Raw genomic sequence first — 18,757 nt, forward strand, 5'->3', positions numbered from 1 at the left:
GGCCACGCGCTGCCGCGGCCGCGCCAAGGACTTCCGCGCCGGCTAGAGCCCGAGGTTGCCCGCCTCGGCCGGCGGTGCATCCGCGGCGGTCGCCGCCGCCGGCGCCGGGTCGACCGGCGGGCGGGCGCCCTCGGCACCGCTCCACTTGCGCAGGCCGTCGCGCCCCGAGGCAGCGCGCAGCAGCAAGGCGCCGCCCAGCGCCGCGTGCACTACCGCCGTCGTGCGGTGCGGAACCATCAAGGCGCACAAGAGCAGCCCGGCACCGGCCGCCAGCGTGGCCGCATGTTCGTAGGGCTGGCTCGGTCGCGCATCGTCGCAGGCAATGATCTGCCGCACGCATTCGCGCGGATCGGCCGGCATGTGTCCGCCGGCAAAGCAATTGAATCGGCCCATCACCGGGACTCCGTTTCTGTTGGAAGGGGATCGGGCTCATGCTTGCACCGCGCACCGGCCGCAGGTGTAGGAGAACAGGCGCAATGCCAGCCGGCTGCGCCGCCGGTCCATCAATGCATGTGATCGCCCGGCATCAGCAAACGGTATTTCCCTGATACCCGGCCTTCTGGAACAGTCACCTCGACGACCTGCCCGACGCCCGCGGAACCGCAGGCCCGAACGTTCAAGGAGACACCCATCACAACCGCAACCTTCCCATCGGCCGCGTCGCGCCCGGTCGCCAACGTGGGCGCACTGGTGTCGCGCAGCGCCCGCGCCCACGCAGATCGCATCGCGATCAGGACGCCGGGCCGCAGCCTCAGCTACGCCGAACTCGAAGCGCGCTCCAACCGGCTGGCCAACGCCCTGCTGGGCCTTGGCCTAGCGCGCGGCGACCGCGTCGGCATCTACCTGCCGAACCGTCCGGAAATCGTCGAGACCGAACTGGCCTGCTACAAGGCCGGCCTGATCAAGGCGCCCTTCAACGCGCGCCTGTCGCCGGCCGAGGTCGGCGAAATCGTCGCCAACAGCGAGGCGGCGGTCATCATCACCACGGCCACCCGCGCCGAAGCGTTCCGCCCGCACCTGCGTGGCGCCATGCCGCACCTGCTGCTGGTCGACGAGCCGCAGGCGCAGCCCGGCGCGTGCGGCGCCGGCGGCTACGAGTCCGCACTGGCCCGCGCCAGCGATGCCTTCGCGGCCGTCGCCGTCCGGGCCGACGAGGTCGCCGTGCTGCACTACACGTCCGGCTCGTCGGGCGTGCTCAAGGCCGCGATGCAGACCTTCGGCAACCGCCTGGCGCAGCTGCGCAAGTTCCTGCTGCGTGCCGACAACATGCACGAGGACCACGTGCTGGGGCTGGTCGGCCCGATCACGCATGCATCCGGCATGCAACTGGTGCCGGCCCTTTGCTGCGGCGTCACCATCCGCCTGTTCGACAGCTTCGAGCCCGCCCGCTTCATTGCCGACATGCGCGCCGACCGGGTCACGCACACGTTCATGGTGCCGACCATGATCAACATGCTGCTGGCCGAGCTGGAAGGCCGCTACCGCCCGCTGCCGGACCTGCTGCGGCTGGGCTATGGCGCCGCGCCGATGGCCCCGGCGCGCATCCTGCGCGCAATGGACGTGTTCGGCCCGGTGCTCAGCCAGGGCTACGGCGCCGGCGAGACGACCTCGGGCGTGTGCGCGCTCACCGTCGCAGACCACCTGCATGCCCGCGCCGCCCGCCCGGAGCGCCTGGCCTCGTGCGGACGGCCCCTGCTGGAGTGTGACGTGCAGATCCTCGACGACGCCGGCCAGCCTGTGGCGACCGGCGAGATCGGCGAGATCGTGGTGGGCGGCGAGGACGTGTTCGCCGGCTACTGGCGCGCGCCCGAGCTCACGGCCGAAGTCCTCAAGGAAGGCCGCTACCACACCGGCGACCTGGCGCGCATGGATGAGGAAGGCTTTGTCTACATCGTCGACCGCAAGAAGGACATGGTCATCAGCGGCGGCTTCAATGTCTATCCATCGGAAGTCGAAGCCGTGCTCTACCAGCACGATGCGGTCAAGGAAGCCTGCGTGTTCGCCATCCCGGACGACAAGTGGGGCGAGGCGGTCGCCGCGCACGTGGTGCTCAAGCCCGGCAGCGCGGCCGACGCCGGGCTCATCGACGCCTTCTGCAACGCACGGCTGGCCGGCTTCAAGCGGCCGCGCCACATCGAGTTCGTGGGCCAATTGCCCAAGAACCCGAACGGCAAGGTCATGCGCAAGGCGGTTCAGGCGCCCTACTGGGCGCAGCACGAACGCAAGGTGAACTGACATGGATGCGACCACGACCCACGCCGCGCCGGTCCCCGCAGCGCTGTTCGACGGCCCCTTCGAAGGGTCCCCGCGCGCGGCGGCGATCATCGAGCGCGTGCGGCACTACCTGCATGGCGAGCTGGCCGACCTGGCACGCGAGCACGGCATCACGCACGAAGGCGGCGCGCCGCGCGAGCTGCTGCGCCAGGTGTGGCGCCGGTCGCACGCGCTGGGCTACTATGGCATGACGCTGCCCGAGAAGATGGGCGGCCTGGGCCTGTCGCTGCTCGACCACGTGCTGATCAAGGAAGCCATCTACGCGAGCGGCTCGCCCTTCGCGCCGCACGTCTTCGGCGAGCTGAGCGGCCCGCCGCGCGTCGGTGCGCTGGCGCGCCAGGCGACGCCGGAGCAGATGCGCCGTTTCATCGAGCCGGTGGCGCGCGCCGAGCTGGCCATCTGCTTCGCGCTGACCGAGGCCGAAGCCGGGTCCGACGCCGGCGCGGTGCAGACCCATGCCGTGCTCGAGGGCGACCATTACGTCCTGACCGGCCGCAAGCGGTTCATCTCCGGTTCGCCTTTCGCCGACCACGCGGTGCTCATGGCCTCCACTGCGCACGACCCGAAGGCCGAGCGCGAGGTGACAGCCTTCTTCGTCGACCTGCACGCGCCGGGCGTGCGGGTCGAAGCCGGCTACAAGACGATGGCCGGCCAGAGCAGCACGGGCGACATCGTGCTCGAGGGCGCGCGCGTTCCGGTGGCCCACCGCATCGGCGAGCCCGGCCGCGGGCTGGCATTGGCGCTCGGGCGGATCACCGTCAACCGACTGCTGCACTGCCCCGCCATGGTCGGCCTGGCCACGGTGGCGCTGCGCGACGCTCGCGACTACGCCACGGAACGGCGGCAGTTCGGCCGCGCGATCGGGCAGTTCCAGGCCATCGCACACATGCTGGCCGACGCCGCCACCGAACTGGCTGCCGCGCGCGCATTGATGCTGCACACCGCGCGCCAGATCGACGCCGGCGCCGAGGCGCGGGCCGAGGCCTCGATGGCCAAGCTGTTCTGTTCCGAAACCGCCTTCCGCGTCGCCGACCGTGCCGTCCAGGTGCATGGCGGCGAGGGCATCGTGCAGGGCCGCCGGGTCGAGTTCCTGTTTCGCATGCTGCGCATGTACCGCGTGCTGACCGGCACCAGCGAAATCCAGAAGAACACGATCGCCAAGGAATTGCTGGGCGACCTGCGCTGACGGCGCGCCGGCCCAGCCAATCAATGAAGAACAGGAGACGAATGACATGACAGACCTGAATCGACGCGAACTGCTGCGCGGGGCTTTCGCCACGGCGCTGCTGCCGGCCCTTGGCGCCGCCGCAGGCTCCGCGCGGGCCGCCGACAGCGGCCCGTATCCCACGCGCCCCATCAAGTGGGTCGTGCCCTACCTGGCCGGCACCGGCCCGGACACCACCGCGCGCATCCTGGCCGAGGCGGTCGGGCCGATCCTGGGCCAGCCCCTGATCATCGACAACAAGGCGGGCGCGGGCGGCAACATCGGCGCGCGGATCGTCGCCAAGGCAGCGCCGGACGGCTACACGCTGATCTACTCCGCCGCCCCGATGGCGGCCAACATGCACGTCTACAAGAACCCCGGCTACGACGCGCTGAAGGACTTTCGCCACATCATGCGGCTGACCAGCTCCGACATCGTGCTGATCGTCAAGGCCGACAGCGACGTGCGCAGCCTGGCCGATCTCGTGGCGAAGGCCAGGGCCCAGCCGGGCAAGCTCAGCTATGCGTCCGGCGGCGTGGGCACGCCGTCGCACCTGGGCGTCGAGATGCTGCTCAGCGCCGAGCACGTCGACGTGCTGCATGTCCCGTACAAGGGTGCGTCAGAGCTGGTCAACGCGGTCATGGGCGACCAGGTGCTTTTCGGTACGCCGATTTTCAGCGTCGCGTATCCGCTGATCCAGAGCGGGCAGCTGCGCGCGCTGGCAGTCGCCGGCCGCAAGCGCAACCCGACGTTGCCGGACGTGCCGACCCTGGCCGAGCTCGGCGTCAAGGGCGCCGAACTCACGTCCTGGGGCGGCCTGTCGGCACCGGCCGGCACGCCCGACGCGGTGGTCGCGCGCATCCGCGACGCTTTCGGGCAGGCGCTGGCCCGGCCGGAGGTGGTGGCTGCACTGCAGCAGCAAGGCGGCCAGGTCGACCTGCTGGACGCCCCGGCCTACGTGCAGGGCTTCAAGAAGGAGATGGCGTTCACCGAGCAGATGATGAAGAAGGTCGGGCTGGAGGCGATGTAGGCCCGCCGCCATCAGTGCAGCGCCGCCGGCCCCCGGTCGGCGCCGGGCGGCCGGCACTGATGCGCGCGCGCCGCCAGCACCTGCCGCTCGCGCTCGTTGCGCGTCAGCGCGGCGGCCCGCTCGAACTCGGCGGCGGCCTCGTCCAGCCGTCCCAGCCGGGCCAGCAGATCGGCGCGCACCGCCGGCAACAGGTGGTAGTGCCGCAGCGCCGGCTCGTCGGCCAGCGCTTCGACCAGCGGCAACGCCGTCGACGCTCCGAAGGCCATCGAAACGGCCACCGCACGGTTCAGTTCCACCACAGGCGAGCCCGTCACTTCGACCAGCGCGTCGTACAGGGCCACGATGCGCGGCCAATCCGTGGCCGATGCATCTGCCGCGCGCGCGTGGCAGGCGGCAATGGCGGCCTGCAGGGCATAGGGGCCCAATGCCTGGCCGCGTCCTGCCGCCAGCTTTTCGGCATTGGCCAAGGCGGCCAGCCCGCGGCCGATCAGCAGGCGGTCCCAGCGCGAGCGCACCTGCGCCAGCAGCAGCACCGGCTCGCCGCCGGGCCCCACGCGAGCGGCGTTGCGCGAAGCCTGCAGTTCCATCAGCGCAACCAGCCCGTGCACCTCCGGCTCGTACGGCATCAACCGGGCCAGCACGCGGCCGAGGCGCATCGCCTCCTCGCACAAGGCCGGCCGCATCCAGTCGCCGCCCGAAGTGGCTGCATAGCCTTCGTTGAAGACGAGGTAGATCACCTCCAGCACGGCGCCGAGCCGTTGCGGCAGTTCGCCCGCTGGCGGCACCTCGAAGGGCACGCGCGCCTCGGCGAGCGAACGCTTGGCGCGCACGATGCGCTGCGCGATCGTGGCCTCCGGCACGAGGAACGACCGCGCGATCTCGTCGGTGCCGAGACCGCCCAGCACGCGCAGCGCCAGCGCCACGCGCGCCTGGGCCGAGAGCACCGGGTGGCAGGCGGTGAAGATCAGTCGCAGCAGGTCGTCGCCGACCGTGTCGTCCAGCGCGTCGTCGACTGCCTGGGCCTGCGCTTGTGCGGCGATCGCGTGGCGCAGGTCCAGCGCGTGGCTCAGCGCACTTTCCTGCGCTGCCCGCACCTGCTGGCGCCGCAGGTGGTCCAGCGCCAGGTTCCTGGCGGTGGCCATGAGCCAGGCGGCCGGATTGTCCGGCACGCCTTCGCGCGGCCAGTGCTCGAGGGCAGCCACCAGCGCGTCCTGGGCGAGCTGTTCCGCCACGCCCAGGTCGCGCACGCGCCGCGTCAGGGCGCCGATGAGCCGGGCCGATTCGATGCGCCAGACGGCGCAGACCGTCGCCCGCACCTCGTCGTCGGCGCCGGCGCCCGCGGACGGTGGCACGGCCTCAGCGCTTCCCGGCCGCCGTGATCTTGTCCGCGATGCGGCGCTCCTGCTCGCGCAGTTCGGGCGTGAACTCGGCGCCGAAGTCCTCGGCCTCGAACACCTGGCGCAACTCGATCTCGGTGCCGCCGTCGAACGGGGCGCGCTTGAGCCACTCGATCGCCTCGTCGCGCGAACGCACCTGCCACAGCCAGAACCCGGCGATCAGTTCCTTGGTCTCGGCGAACGGGCCGTCTATGACGGTTCGCTGCTTGCCGTCGAAACGCACGCGCACCCCGCGCGAGGTCGGATGCAACCCTTCACCAGCCAGCATGACGCCGGCGTTGGCCAGTTCCTCGTTGTACTTGCCCATGGCCGCGAGCATCGCCTCGTCGGGCATCACGCCGGCTTCGCTCTCGCCACTGGCCTTGACAATCACCATGAATCGCATGTTGAAGCTCCTGAAGTTGGAAAGGAGAAGGCGCGCCAGAATGCGAACGGCGCCTTCTTCCTGACGACGCGCGAGGTTGTCCAGGATCGACACCGGACGGCGACCCCGGTTGTAACAGTTCGCGCATCGGCCGCCGGCGCCGGCGGCGGTCCGCCTCAGTGTGCGGCCTCCTGCCGCGCAACCCGCACCACGCGCGCGTTCTCGCCGTCGGTCAGCAGGTACAGGCCGCCGTCGGGCCCCTGGCGGATGTCGCGGATGCGCTCGCCCAGCTCGCCGAACAGGGGCTCGCGGCCCAGCACCTGGGGCGCGCGTGCGTCGCCGCCCAGTTCGATGCGCCACACCGCCTTGCCCGTCATCGCGCCGACGAACAGGTTGCCGTTCCACTGCGGGAACTGCCGTCCGCTGTAGAAGATCAGGTTGCTCGGTGCAATGCTCGGCGGCCCCCAGTGCACCAGCGGTGCGTCCATGCCGGCGTGCGCGGTGCCCTCGCCGATCGGTGCGCACGTGACGTACTCGCAGCCATAGGTCACCACCGGCCACCCGTAGTTGTGGCCCTTGTGGATGATGTTGATCTCGTCCCCGCCCTGCGGCCCATGCTCGGCGGTCCAGAGCAGCCCGGTGCGCGGGTCCACCAGCGCGCCTTGCGGGTTGCGATGGCCCAGGCTCCAGATCTCCGGCCGCGCGCCGGGCCGGTGCGCGAACGGGTTGTCCGCCGGCACCACGCCATCGGTGCGGATGCGCACCGTCTTGCCCTGGTAGAACGCCAGCGACTGGGCACGCATGCGGTCCTGCGGCGCGTACCGGTCGCCCACCGTCAGGAACAGGTGGCCATCGGCCGAGATGGCGAGCCGCCCGCCAAGGTTCTCTCCGTTGGCGACGTACGGCGTCTGCCGGAACAGCACCTTGAACTTCTCCAGCCGCGTCACGTCCTCGCTCAGTCGGGCACGCGCCACGGTCAGGCTGTTGCGCCCGGCCATGAGGCCGCGGCCGGCCTTGGTGAAGCTCAGGTAGATCAGCCTGTTGTGCGCGAAGTGCGGGTCGACGCGCACGTCCAGCAGGCCGCCCAGGTCGCGGAAGTCCACCTCGGGAACGCCGTGCACGGCATCGGACATGGCCAGCCCGTCGGCGCTGATCACGCGCAGGCGGCCCGGACGCTCGGTGACCAGCAGGCGACCGTCCGGCAGGAACTCCATGCCCCAGGGCCGCTCGAGGTTGGCGGCGAAGGTGCTCAGGCTCGGGCCGTCCAGCGCCTCGGCCGCCGAATCGGCCGACGAGGCCCACGCACCGGCGCCGGCCAGGCCGCAGGCAACAACCAGAACTTGGCGCAGGAGGGTCGAGTGCTTCATGGTGGCCTTCCGTTTCGAGAGGTCGACAGGGGCAGCGCGGCAGCGCTGCATCTTCGCCATCCGCCCGATCGGCACGCAGCGGCCGCGCGAGCGTCCCCAGGTTCGACATGGGATACGCGCACAATGGCCGATGCTGTGCGAAGCTTGGTGGGCGTGCGCCCCGCACGTCTTGCCGCCCGGTCCAAGCCCCGAAGAAAGGAATCCTCCTCATGCAAGCATCGCCGATGACGACCTCTTCCCCGCGCCTGACTGCCCGCGACTTCGACCAGGACCTGCTGGTGCTGTTCGACGCCTACGTCCATGGCGACATCGACCGGCGCGGCTTTCTGGCCGGCGCCCGCAAGTTCGCCAAGGCCGGGATGACGGCGGCCGGACTGCTGGCGGCACTGAGCCCCGACTTCGCCGCCGGGCAGCAGGTCAAGCCGGACGATTCGCGCCTGAAGATCGACCGGGTGAGCTACCCGTCCACCGGCGGCAGCGGCACCATGAAGGGCTACCTCGTGCGGCCTGCCGACGCGGGCACGCGCAAGCTGCCGACGGTGCTGGTCATTCACGAGAACCGCGGGTTGAACCCGCACATCGAGGACATCGCGCGCCGCCTGGCGCTGGACGGCTTCATGGCCTTCGCCCCCGACGCGCTGACGCCGCTGGGCGGCTACCCCGGCGACGAAGACAGCGCCCGCGCCGCCTTCGCCAAGCTGGACCAGGCCAAGACGCGCGAAGACTTCCTGGCCGCCGTCACCTGGCTCAAGACCCGCCCCGACACCACCGGCAAGATCGGCGTGGTAGGGTTCTGCTGGGGCGGCGGCATGGTGCATCAGCTCACCGTGCGCATACCCGACCTGGCGGCCGGCGTGCCGTTCTACGGCAACACGCCCGACCCGGCCGAGGCCGCAAAGGTCAAGACGCCGCTGCTGGTTCAGCGCGCCGAGACCGACGAGCGCATCAACGCCGCCTGGCCGGCCTACGAGGCGGCCCTGCAGGCGGCCAACGTACCGTTCACCGCGTACATGTATCCCGGCACGCAGCACGGCTTCAACAACGACACGACGCCGCGCTACGACGAGCCCGCCGCCAAGCTGGCCTGGTCGCGCACCGTGGCCTTTCTCAAGGAAAAGCTCGGGGGGCCGGCGTAGGCGTGATCGACTCGAAACGACTCGGCGACGCGGTTCGCCGCGTGGAGCGCACCGTGATGGCCACGCCCGGCCTGGGCGTCATCGTCAAGGCGATGCGCAACTACATCCTTCACCAGAGCGCAAACCAGGCCGGCAGCATGGCGTTCTCGTCGGTGCTGGCGATGTTCCCGCTGCTGATCCTGCTGTCCGCGGCCGCGGGCTTCATCGGCCAGCCTGGCGACGCGGCCGCGCTGGCCGACCGCATCATGGACTACGCCCCGCAAGTGGTGCGCGACGCGATGCAGCCGGTCATCCGGCAGGTGCTGTCGCAGCGCAACGAGGCCTTGCTGACCATCGGCGTGCTGGTCACCTTGTGGACCGCCTCGTCAGGCATGCAGGCGGTGCGCTCGGCGCTCAACCGTGCCTACGGCATCCAGCGCGGCCTGGCCTTCTGGAAGGCCCGCATCAAGGTGACGCTGTTTACCGTGGTGGTGGGCGGCGGCGTGCTGGTCGCCTTCAGCTCGGTGATCATCATGCCGTACGTGTGGCGCCTGCTGGAGGCCAACGTCGGCACGGGCGAAGAGGCGCTGTGGCTGCACAACGGCGTGCGCTACGGCGCCGCCTTCGTGGTCCTGACGATCCTCTACGCCCTGCTCTACGGCTGGCTGCCGGACATCCGCCAGCACGTGTTCACCGTCATCCCCGGCGCCATGGTGGGCGCCGCGCTGTGGGTCACGGCCGCCGCCACGCTGTCGTACACGCTGCGCAGCGCCGGCAAGCTGACGCTGGTGTACGGCAGCTACGCGGGCGTGGTCGCAACGCTGGTGTTCCTCTATGTCAGCGCCACCACGCTGATCTTCGGCGCCGAGGTCAACGCGGTGCTGCGTGAGCAGAAGGCGCCGCCGCCCGCGCAGGATTGAACCGCCAGCTCAGCTGCCCTGCTCCACCGGCGCATGCTGCAGTGCCGGCGGCAGCCGCGAATCGAGCAGGTCGCGCTGCCAGGCGACCACCGCGAGCGTCGCCACGAGCGCCAGTGCGGCCAGCGCGCCCGCCATGCTGCCGCGCCCGGCATACGGGTCGCGCAGCATGCGAATGGCGCGGCGCGGCGCGTGCCCCGTCTTCGACAGCAAGGCGCCGAAGCGCACGCTGACCTTCATGCGGCCGTTGATGGCCCAGCCGCTCGCATCCAGGATCGGCCCCAGGCTGCGCTGGCGCAGCTTGAGCCAGGCGATCAGCATGCTCGGCCCGGAGATGGCCAGGACCACGCCGGCAATGGCAATCGGGATCCACTGGCCCAGGTCGATGAACTTGCTGAACAGCGCCACCAGCACGGCGCTGATGCTCCCGAGCGCGACGCCCAGGGCCGCCACGGTGCCGACGTCGATTCGGCTGCCGGGCAACCGCGCCGTGGCCGATGCGGCCGCACCCGGCGCCGTCTTCGTGTCCGCGCTCGCGACGGTGCTGGCCAGCGAGCCGAGCACGCCCTGAGCGCGCGCCTCGCTCGCGGCGGCGCGCTTGGCGACCTGCTCCTCGATCATGCGCACGAACTTCTTGTACGGCGAGAAGAAGGCCTGGGCCACGCTGGTGGGGTTCTCGATCAGGCGCGTGATGGTCGCGTCCCAGTCGCGCCCCTGCCGGTCGTAGAAAACACCGTTGCGGTGCACGAAGAGGAAATCGATGTCGCCGGCCGTGAATGCCGCGACGATGTTCATCTTCTCGGTTCCGCGCCGGCACTCGCAGTAGGCCAGGCAGGTCTTGGCCAGCCCCGCCAGTACCGCGTGCTGCTTGACGTCATCCACCCGCACCGTCAGGTCGCAACTGCGGCTGTCGAGGTAGAGCGTGCCGGCCTGGAAAGCCGCGCCCTCGCGCAGGTAGAAGGCCTTGAACGACACGAAATTCTCCAGCAGCCGCAGTAGGTCGCGCTTGAGACGCAGCAGCTTCTCCAGGTCGTGCAGACGCGCGTTGTGCGGCCCCACCTCCTCGTCCTGCGCAATGAGCGCCATCACGGCGTCGCGCGTGCCCAGCAGCGCGTCGATGGTCTGCGCATCGACGCCGGACAGCGGCGACACCGGCTTGGCCGCCAGCCACGCGCGGCAGCATTCCACCCGCTCCTTCAACGCGTTCCATTGCTGTTCGTCGAGCTGGTCGGGCGGCTCGGCGGCCTGCCCCAGCACGGGCAGCACCGCCTTGTGCTGCAGCCGGGCCAGCGCCTCGCTCCAGGCCGGATTGACGTGCGCGCGCAGCGGCAGCGTCCGCCCCGGCGCGGCAGGCGCAAGCGGCAGGCTGGCGATGCGCGCGTCGTGCAGCGTGAGCGACTGCTGCGCCAGCGCCTCATACGTCTGCGCCGAGGCATTGAGCGCCGGCAGGGCCTGGAGGTCGTAGGCCGCGAGGCGGCATCGCGCGAAGAAGTCATCGACCTTCTCGCGCACGGCGCCGACCGCCTCCGCCGCCTGCAGCATGGCGCCGCCGTCGCAGGCCGCGCTGCCTTCGCCGGCATGCCAGCGGCGAAGCGCCTCGGCGTCGGCGAAGAAGGCCTCGGCACGCGCGCGGTCGACGCCTTCGCGGCCGCTGCTGTCCTTGACCGTCCCGTGGGTGCTGGCAATGCGCTCGATCGTGCGTCGCACCGGCCCGTCGTCGGCGGTCTCGGGCGCGACGATGCCGTCGCCGTTGAAGCGCATGGCGGCGAGCATGTCGCGCCGCCTGGCCACGTCGGCGAGCGTGATGATGCTCGCCGTTTCCTGGTTCAACAGGCGCAGCATGTGGCGGGCCTCGTCCGCCAGGGAGAACTCGTCGCCGTCGGGCTGGCGCATGTCGCCCAGCGCGATGCCGTCGCCGCCCTCGATCAGCAGGTCGGCATCGCGCAGATGGGCGCAGGCCCATTCGCAGGCGGCAATGAGCTCCGGCGGGCGGATGCGTCCGTCATGGTCGGTATCGATGAAGTCGAGCGTGCGGCTGTCGAACTCGATGCCGCGGGTCGGACAGGCCAGCGCCACCCACAGTTTCTGGTCGAGTTCGCCGATGTGCGCAATGTCGCCGCCATTGCGGATCAGGACCTGGTCCACGCCGCCGGCGCGAAAATAGGCAAAGTCGTGCGCCTGGTGCATGCCAGGTAGTTTTCACGCCAGGGCCCGGTGGCGCGTGTAGGCCTTGGGAGCATGCGGCCGAAGGAATTCGCATCCGATGGCCGCCCCTTGCACGCGCGGCGCTTCAGCCCCGCCGCGAGCGCCCTGGCTTCTTCCTGGCCGCAGGCGTGCCGCGTGATTCGGGACGAACGGATTCGCCTGCCGTCGCGGCGGGCGCGGGCTGGAACGGCTCGAGCGCCGCGAGCGCATCGACATAGGCCATGAGCTGGTGCAGGTAGCCCGGCGCGGCGTCCTGCATGAGCGTCAATGCCCGATGCACGAGCTGCTGCGAATTGAGCGGGCCGGCGTTGGCGGGCAGACGCGCCTGCGACTGCGCCAGGCGACGCCGCGCATCCAGGCGCGCCCATGTGCGGCGGAAATAGGCCAACGCCTCGGGCACCTCGCCGTCGGAGCGGCGTTGTGCGGCCTGGGCAGCCAGTTCGCCGAGCGCGCCGGGTGGGGCAACCGGCGCCCTTCTTGCGCCCTTGGGCGGCGCCGCGGCCCCGGCCCGAGGGGCTGCAGGTCCGGGCTCGCCTTCGAGTTCCGCGCGATAGCGGGCCACGACGTCGGCCAGCCGTGCCTCCAGCAGTTGGCGCGCCGGTCCGCGATGACCGGCGGTGCGGCGTGCCAACGCGTCGAGAAAATCGAACCGCCATGGATCGAGCCGGCGCCCGCCCTGCGCCCGCCATTGCGCCAGCAAGGCCAACGCATCGTCGACGCCTCGCGGCGGGTCGACCGCGTCGCGAGTCCCTGCGCCGTCGGCAGCCTCGGCCTGGTCAGCCACCGGCCTTCCGTCCTACCGGGGCCGGCGCGCGGCGCGGCGTCGGCGCGATCTCGACGCGCCGGTTGCGGGCGCGCCCGTCTTCGTCCGCATTGGACGCCACCGGCTGCTCGGCACCGAAGGCGGCCGCGAACACGGAAGACGACGGCACGCCGGCGTCGATCAGCGAACGCGTCACCGTCAGGGCACGCTGGGCCGACAGCTCCCAGTTGTCAGCGAACTGGCGGTTGCTGCCATGCACCTGCAGGTCGTCGGTGAACCCGCTGACCATCAGCACCTCCTTGCGCTCGGCCAGGTACACGGTCAGCGGGCCGGCCAGGCTCTTGAGCAACTGCCTGCCGTCGGGCTGCAGCTGCGCCGAATTGAGCGCGAACAGCACGTTGCCGCTGATGCCGATGCGTCCGTCGGCCAGCGTGACGCGGCCGGCCGCCAGCGGGCCGGCGAGCGCCTGCTCCAGCGCCTGGCGCCGCTGCACCTCGGCCTGCCGCTGGCGTGCCTCGGCGGCCAGCCGTGCGGTCAGGTCGAACTGCATGGCGATGACGCACACCAGGATGAGCACGAACGCACCCAGCAGGCCGGCCATGAGGTCGCCGAACACCGCCCACACCGGTGCGGTGGCCTCGCCGCCGGCGTCGGAATGATCGTCCAGGGTCATCATGCGTCGCCGGTGGCCAGGCTGCGCTGCTGCTGCGCCAGGTGCTGCAGGTCCTCGACGATCTGCCGCTGCGACAGCATGCTCAGGTCGATCACCTCGCGCGCCTGCGCCACGTAGTAGGCCAGTTGCTCGTCGCTGCGCGCCATCGACTGGCCGAGCGCGGTCTCGACGCGCTGCAGTTGTGCGGCCAGCTTCTCGTTGGCCTGGCCGAACTGCTGCACCGCCTGGCCGAAGGCCTCGCCGACGCTGGCCATTTCAACCGCACTGCCGCCCACCTGCGCCGCGACGCCGGCCAGCCTGTCGGACTGCGCCTGGGCATCGTCGGCAAAACGGCTGCCCACGCGCTCGAGCAGGTCGGCCGAGGTACCGACCAGCTTGTCGATGGCTTCGCGCTGGCCGGTGCTGGCATGGTTGACGGCGTCCAGCAACGTCTGCAGGGTCTCGAGCATGCGGCCGCGCTCCTCGAGCATGGCGTTGTCGCGAACCATGCTGTCGGACAGCTTGGCACGAAGCTCGGCCACCACGTCGGCAGCGGCGCGCGGCGCCTCGGAGGCGGCCTCCACCAGGCGGCCGATTTCCGCCAGCGTGTCCTGTGCCTGTGCCTGGGCCTGGCGCGTGATGTCGGTGGCGGTGCGCTCGAGCGTCTGGCAGATGGCCTGCTGCTGGGCGCTGCCCTCCTCGGTGGCGGCCTGCCATTGCGCCTGCAGCGCGCCGGCCATGTCCTGCAGTGCCTGCGACCAGGCCGCAAGGCGTGCCTCGTCGCGCTCGGCCAGGCGCGCCTGCATGGTCTCCTGCGCTTGCGCGGCGGACCGCTGCGACGCCTGCGCATGCGCGGCCAGCATGCGCGCGTGTTCGGCGAGCGCTTCGTTCCAGCGCGTGGCCACGCCGCTGGTGGCGCGCTCGGATTGCACGGCCAGCTCCTCGAGCTGGCGCTGCACGCCTGCTTCGACCTGGGCACGCATGGAGGCCGTCTCGCGCGCCATGGCGGCCATCGCGGCTTCCACCGCCGGCTGGATCGCCTCGCCCGCGGCGCGCGCGCCATCGGCGAGGGTCTGCTGCAAGGTCCGGTCGACCGACGCGGCCAAGCCGGCGTAGGCGGCTTCGGTGCGGGCCTGGAATGCTTCCTGGCTGGCGAGCAACCGCGCGTGCGTCTCGCGCTGGGCCGCGTCGAGCACCTGGTGCAGGTCGCTTTGCTGGCGGCTGGTGCCTTCATGCAGCGCGCGCTGCTGTGCGTCGATCGATTCGAGCAGGGCGCGCTGGCGCTGCTCGAGCGCCTCGTGCGTCGCACGCTGTTGCTGGTCGATGGCCTCGTGCATCGCCCGCTGCTGGCGGTCGGCGGCTTCGCTGCCGGCGCGCTGCTGCTCCGCAATGGCTTCGCGCGTGGCGTCGAGCCGCTCGATCAATGCGGGCAGCGTCTCGGCCTGGCGCCGCAGCAGTTCGGCCGACACCTCGATGGCCGGCTGCATGGCGGCGCCAGCGGCGCGCACGCCTTCGGTCAGGCTGTCGCGCAGCGTCTGGTCCACCGCGGCGGCCAGGCCGGTGTAGGCGTTGCCGGCCTGCGCCTGGAAGCGCTCCTGCCCCGCGAGCAACTGCTGGTGCGTGGCCAGGTGCTGCTCGGTCATGGCCGCAATGCCCGCCTCCAGCCGCTGCACGAGGGCCGGCAGCGCCTCGCTCTGGCGGCGCAGCAGTTCGAACGATTCGTCGCGCCGTTGCGCCCGCGAGAAGGGACGCAGGGTGTCGGCGATCTGCGCGTCCAGCGCCTGGCCGGCCAGCAGACGCTCGCGCCGGCACATGCTCGACACCAGGCCGAGCATGGCCGAGGCAGCCACGCCGGCGATGGAGGTGCCGAAGGCCAGCCCGAGGCCGCGCACCGGCTCGGCCAGCACCGCGCGGATGGCGTCCAGGTCGCTCGCATGCTCCAGCGCCAGGCCGGTGCCGCGCAACGTGACGACCATTCCCAGGAACGTGCCCAGCATGCCCAGCAAGACCAGCAGGCCGGCCAGATACGGCGTCATGGCGGGGCCGGGCAGGCCGACACGCTCGCCCTCGATGCGCAGGCGCACCGCGTGGCGCAGCGACGGGTGCAGGCCGCCCAGCCAATCCGCCAGGCTGGCCGGCGTACGCGCCGCGCCCTCGCGCAAGGCACGGGCCAGCGTATCGGTGGCGCGGTCGAAGGCCAGCAGTTCCAGCCCGCCGAGCACGTAGAACAGCAGGATGAGCAGCGTGACCCCCAGCGCGATGGGGTTGGTGCCGATGTAGCCGGCGCCGATCCAGCACACGGTGGCCAGGCCGGCCGCGAAGACCAGTCGTTGAAGCAGTCTGTTCATGTCGTCGTTGTCTCTTGCGGGGCCACGCCGTCGGCGCGGCCCTGGCGCAGGGCTTCCACGAGCCCTTGCACCGGATGAAAGCGGATCTCCAGTTCGGCCAGCAGCAACGTGTGCATGTCCTGGCTGAAGGCGGGCAGCCAGCGGCGGCCCTCCGGAGCGACGGCGGGCGCTGCCGCCGCAGTGTTCTCTTCGGCCGGCGCCTCGGCGGCGGCGGCAGCAGCTGCCCTGGCCTCGGCATCGTCGGCGCGCTGCAGTCGCTCGAAGCGCCGCCCCAGCAACCCGGGCAGCGGCCCCAGCAGGCGCTGCTCCTGGGTGCCGAGCACGTCCTCGAGCACCGCGTCGACCGCCGCCAGCCGGGCCAGTTCGGGCGAGCGTTGCGCCATGCGCGCGCGCAGCCGTTCGCGCAGGCGTCCGATGCTCTGCCCCATCGCGTATTGGCGCGACGCATAGCGCTGGCGGCAGATGGCGGCGTCGGCGGCAGCAGCCTTGGGGTCCTGCGGTGCCACGCCGATCAAGGTCATCGCGGCGACGGCGCGCGCGTCCTCGGCGATCGCCGCCGCCAGCGTGTCGCGCACCTGCCGTGCCTCGGCGGCGTCGAGCCCGCCGGGCTCGGCGGCGACAGGCGCAGGCACCTCCGGCCGCGCATCGAGCGCGGCCGAGAACCGGACGGCATCCGTCCAGCGCAGCCACTGGCTGAGCTGTTCGGCGAAATCCTGTTGCGTATCGTTGGAGTTGGTGGCGTCAGGGCCGGCCCCCGAGCCCGCCAGCCGATGCAGCAAGCGCAGGAGTGCCGAGCCGGTGACACCCGTGCGACCTGTCACTTGCACCCTGCCGGCGTTTTCAAAGAACCCGGCAGTCTATCCGATGGGTGTATCCGGACCTGTAACGCGCGGCCCGGGCAACTCAGCCCAGCGCCCGCACCCGCCGCGCCAGATCATCGATGCCCGCGTCGTCCAGCGCCGGCGCGTCGACCGGCTGGCGCCGTGCCCAGGCGGCGAAATGACGTGCCTGCGACCGCTCGTAGAGCGGGTCGTAGTGCTCGGCCATGAGTTCGGCCAGCAGCGGCTCGAACGTGCCCGCCGTGGCCCACGCCTGCCAGCGCTGCACGGTTTCCTTGCCCTGGTGCTCCTTCAGGGGCGCCAGCTGGTTGCACAGCAGCTCGCGGTCCTCGGTCAGGTAGCCGTAGTCGCGCAGCAGGTAGGCCAGCCGCACCGGCAGCGTCGCCCGCAGCTCGATCAGGCGCGGCGCGGCGCGCAGCTGCGCCACCAGCGGCAGCGGCAGCGCGAGCCGGCCGATGCGGGCGCTCTCGGCCTCGACGTACACGGGCTGCGCCAGGTCGAACCTCTCGAGCTCGGCGGCCAGGCAGGTGTCGAAGTGCTTCTGCGCCGGCTGCGGCTGCCCCGGCACGCCGCCCAGCAGCGAGCCCTTGTGGCTCGCCAGCGCCTCGAGGTCGAGCACCTGCGCGCCCTGGGCGGCCAGCGCCTGCAGCACGCGCGTCTTGGCGCTGCCGGTGGCGCCGCAGACGACGCGCAGGTCCAGCTTCGGGCACAGCGCATCCAGGCGCTCGACCACGTGCCTGCGGTAGGCCTTGTAGCCGCCGGCCAGTTGCTGCGCGTCCCAGCCGACCAGGCGCATCACCGTGACCAGCGAGCCGCTGCGCATGCCCCCGCGCCAGCAGTACACCAGCGGACGCCAGTGCGCCGGCCGGTCCGCGAACTGCTCGCGCAGGTGGCGCGCGATGTTCTGCGCCACCATGGCCGCGCCGACGCGCCGCGCCTCGAAGGCGCCGGTCTGCACGTACAGGGTGCCGACGATGCGCCGCTGCTCGTCGTCGAGCGACGGGCAGTTGATGGCGCCGGGAATGTGGTCGAGCGCGAATTCGGCGGGCGAACGCGCATCGATGATGGTGTCGAAGCCGCCCATGTCGGCCACGCGCACAGGCACGTTGTGACTCATCGGCCACCCTCCGCGCGGCGGGCAGGCACAATCATCGGCCTGCCCGGCCGCTGCCGGGCCTTCCCTGGATCCTTGACGACGATGACGGAACGAATCGCGCTCACTTCTTTCTCTCATGGCGGAGGCTGCGGCTGCAAGATCGCGCCGGGCCTGCTCGCGGAGATTCTGGCACGCGCCCCGCAGGGCATCGTGCCGCCCGAATTGCTGGTCGGCACCGAGACCGCGGACGATGCCGCCGTCTACCGGCTCAACGACACGCAGGCCCTGGTGGCCACGACGGATTTCTTCACCCCGATCGTGGACGACCCGTACGACTTCGGCCGCATTGCCGCGACCAATGCGCTGTCGGACATCTACGCCATGGGCGGCACGCCGATCATGGCGCTGGCGCTGGTCGGCATGCCGATCGCGCAGCTGCCGCCCGAGGTGATCGGCCGGGTACTCGAGGGCGGCGCCAGCGTGTGCCGCGACGCGGGCATCCCGATCGCGGGCGGCCACAGCATCGACGTGCTCGAGCCCATCTACGGCCTGGTCGGGCTGGGCCTGGTGCACCCGCAGCGGCTGCGCCGCAACTCCGATGCGCGCGACGGCGACGTGCTGGTGCTGGGCAAGCCGCTCGGCGTGGGCATCCTGTCGGCCGCACTCAAGAAGGGACTGCTCGACGACGAGGGTTATGCGCAGATGCTGCGCCACACCACGCAGCTCAACCGTGTCGGCACGCAGCTCGCGTCGCTCGATGGCGTGCACGCCATGACCGACGTGACCGGCTTCGGCCTGGCTGGCCACCTGCTGGAGATGTGCCGCGGCGCCGGCCTGGGCGCCGAGGTAAACCTGGCCAGCCTGCCGCTGATCGAGGTGGCGGCGCGCTTCGCCGCCGAAGGCATTGCCACCGGTGCGTCGGGCCGCAACTGGACGGGCTACGGCGCCGAGGTGGACTGGCCGTCCGGCGCGCCGCAGTGGCAGCACGCAATGGTCTCGGATCCGCAGACCAGCGGCGGACTGCTGGTCAGCTGTACCGCCGCGGCGGCCGACGCGGTGCTGGCTGCGTTCCGGCAAGCCGGCTTCGACCAGGCTTGCGTGGTCGGCCGCATGGCGCCGGCCGGCGCCGGCCCGCGCCTGCGCTTCACGCAGGACTGAAGAAGGCCGCGCGGCCGGCGGCCGCGGC

At 71.5% G+C, this 18,757-nt stretch carries 16 protein-coding genes; 6 read left to right on the plus strand and 10 right to left on the minus strand.

Features of this window, described 5'->3' with window-relative positions; all coding sequences use genetic code 11:
- Positions 1–42: 42 nt before the first annotated feature.
- Complete coding sequence (locus VES41_RS19615) at positions 43–393, minus strand: hypothetical protein (protein ID WP_324820506.1); 351 nt, start codon at positions 391–393, stop codon at positions 43–45.
- A 237-nt stretch (positions 394–630) separates the two neighbouring features.
- On the opposite strand from VES41_RS19615, the gene VES41_RS19620 reads away from it, so the two are divergent.
- From VES41_RS19620 to VES41_RS19630, 3 genes are read left to right on the plus strand one after another with little or no spacing between them, the layout of a single operon-like run.
- Complete coding sequence (locus VES41_RS19620) at positions 631–2,235, plus strand: AMP-binding protein (protein ID WP_324820603.1); 1,605 nt, start codon at positions 631–633, stop codon at positions 2,233–2,235.
- Position 2,236: 1 nt separating this feature from the next.
- Positions 2,237–3,460, plus strand: coding sequence for an acyl-CoA dehydrogenase family protein (locus tag VES41_RS19625; protein WP_324820508.1), 1,224 nt, complete (start codon positions 2,237–2,239; stop codon positions 3,458–3,460).
- A gap of 46 nt (positions 3,461–3,506) precedes the next feature.
- The gene (locus tag VES41_RS19630) at positions 3,507–4,508 is read left to right on the plus strand and encodes a tripartite tricarboxylate transporter substrate binding protein (protein WP_324820511.1); all 1,002 of its coding nucleotides are present in this window, start codon (positions 3,507–3,509) and stop codon (positions 4,506–4,508) included.
- An 11-nt stretch (positions 4,509–4,519) separates the two neighbouring features.
- Here VES41_RS19630 and VES41_RS19635 read toward each other — a convergent pair whose 3' ends face one another.
- The 3 genes from VES41_RS19635 to VES41_RS19645 form a co-directional block, all read right to left on the minus strand.
- Entirely contained in the window at positions 4,520–5,860 is a 1,341-nt protein-coding gene (locus VES41_RS19635) for an RNA polymerase sigma factor (protein WP_324820513.1), read from the minus strand.
- 4 nt (positions 5,861–5,864) lie between these two features.
- Positions 5,865–6,290: a YciI family protein gene (locus VES41_RS19640; protein ID WP_324820515.1), complete on the minus strand. Its 426-nt coding sequence runs from the start codon at positions 6,288–6,290 to the stop codon at positions 5,865–5,867.
- Positions 6,291–6,445: 155 nt separating this feature from the next.
- Positions 6,446–7,636, minus strand: a complete 1,191-nt coding sequence (locus tag VES41_RS19645) for a PQQ-dependent sugar dehydrogenase (protein WP_324820517.1) — start codon at positions 7,634–7,636, stop codon at positions 6,446–6,448.
- A 209-nt stretch (positions 7,637–7,845) separates the two neighbouring features.
- On the opposite strand from VES41_RS19645, the gene VES41_RS19650 reads away from it, so the two are divergent.
- Both VES41_RS19650 and VES41_RS19655 read left to right on the plus strand, forming a co-directional pair.
- Positions 7,846–8,772: a dienelactone hydrolase family protein gene (locus VES41_RS19650; protein ID WP_324820519.1), complete on the plus strand. Its 927-nt coding sequence runs from the start codon at positions 7,846–7,848 to the stop codon at positions 8,770–8,772.
- 2 nt (positions 8,773–8,774) lie between these two features.
- On the plus strand, positions 8,775–9,671 hold the full coding sequence (locus VES41_RS19655) for a YihY/virulence factor BrkB family protein (RefSeq protein ID WP_324820521.1): 897 nt from the start codon (positions 8,775–8,777) through the stop codon (positions 9,669–9,671).
- Positions 9,672–9,680: 9 nt separating this feature from the next.
- On the opposite strand, the gene VES41_RS19660 is transcribed toward VES41_RS19655, so the two are convergent.
- The 6 genes from VES41_RS19660 to mnmH form a co-directional block, all read right to left on the minus strand.
- On the minus strand, positions 9,681–11,855 hold the full coding sequence (locus VES41_RS19660; RefSeq protein ID WP_324820523.1) for a hypothetical protein: 2,175 nt from the start codon (positions 11,853–11,855) through the stop codon (positions 9,681–9,683).
- 103 nt (positions 11,856–11,958) lie between these two features.
- Entirely contained in the window at positions 11,959–12,657 is a 699-nt protein-coding gene (locus VES41_RS19665; RefSeq protein ID WP_324820525.1) for a DUF2894 domain-containing protein, read from the minus strand.
- Complete coding sequence (locus VES41_RS19670; RefSeq protein WP_414719190.1) at positions 12,650–13,309, minus strand: OmpA family protein; 660 nt, start codon at positions 13,307–13,309, stop codon at positions 12,650–12,652. Before VES41_RS19670 ends, VES41_RS19665 begins: the two co-directional genes overlap by 8 nt.
- On the minus strand, positions 13,309–15,636 hold the full coding sequence (locus tag VES41_RS19675) for a DUF802 domain-containing protein (RefSeq protein ID WP_324820527.1): 2,328 nt from the start codon (positions 15,634–15,636) through the stop codon (positions 13,309–13,311). Before VES41_RS19675 ends, VES41_RS19670 begins: the two co-directional genes overlap by 1 nt.
- Positions 15,633–16,457, minus strand: coding sequence for a DUF3348 family protein (locus tag VES41_RS19680; protein ID WP_324820528.1), 825 nt, complete (start codon positions 16,455–16,457; stop codon positions 15,633–15,635). The genes VES41_RS19675 and VES41_RS19680 overlap by 4 nt, the downstream gene beginning before the upstream one ends.
- 82 nt (positions 16,458–16,539) lie before the next feature.
- Positions 16,540–17,592: a tRNA 2-selenouridine(34) synthase MnmH gene (gene mnmH / locus VES41_RS19685; protein ID WP_324820530.1), complete on the minus strand. Its 1,053-nt coding sequence runs from the start codon at positions 17,590–17,592 to the stop codon at positions 16,540–16,542.
- An 81-nt stretch (positions 17,593–17,673) separates the two neighbouring features.
- Between mnmH and selD the strand changes: the two genes are divergently transcribed.
- Positions 17,674–18,729 (plus strand): selenide, water dikinase SelD, encoded by a 1,056-nt coding sequence (selD, locus tag VES41_RS19690; protein WP_324820532.1) that lies wholly within the window; start codon positions 17,674–17,676, stop codon positions 18,727–18,729.
- The last annotated feature ends 28 nt before the right edge of the window (positions 18,730–18,757 follow it).

Origin of the sequence: Variovorax sp., from assembly GCF_035634955.1 — a bacterium.
Lineage (GTDB): Bacteria > Pseudomonadota > Gammaproteobacteria > Burkholderiales > Burkholderiaceae_C > Variovorax.